The sequence below is a fragment of the Herbaspirillum sp. VT-16-41 genome, from assembly GCF_001994935.1.
Classification (GTDB): domain Bacteria; phylum Pseudomonadota; class Gammaproteobacteria; order Burkholderiales; family Burkholderiaceae_D; genus Herbaspirillum; species Herbaspirillum frisingense.
The window spans coordinates 1-365 of sequence record NZ_MUXB01000227.1 but is presented as its reverse complement, the minus strand read 5'-3'; the positions used below and the strand labels follow the sequence as shown (position 1 = coordinate 365).

Here is a 365-nt window from a genome sequence, read left to right as displayed (position 1 = left end):
CGGGCCTGAAATGCGGCGTGGTCTTGCCGAACTAAACGGCCAGGGGGAAGTCGCTGGTGGCGTGGTGATCCTGCGGTCGGGTAAAAACGCGCGCGACGTAATCACGGCAGTGAGGGATAAACTGGAGACACTGAAGGCCAGCCTGCCGGAAGGCGTTGAAATCGTGACCACCTACGATCGCAGCCAGTTAATCGACCGGGCGATTGATAACCTCAGTTCCAAACTTCTGGAAGAGTTTATCGTGGTGGCCATCGTCTGTGCCCTGTTCCTGTGGCACGTACGTTCTGCCCTGGTGGCGATTATCTCTCTGCCGCTTGGTCTGTGTATCGCCTTTATCGTCATGCACTTCCAGGGACTGAACGCCA

The 365-nt window shown here is 57.0% G+C and carries 1 protein-coding gene; it reads left to right on the top strand.

From position 1 onward, the window contains the following. The coding region (locus tag BTM36_RS26810) for an efflux RND transporter permease subunit (protein ID WP_174616933.1) at positions 1 to 365 on the top strand (365 nt) is incomplete at both ends.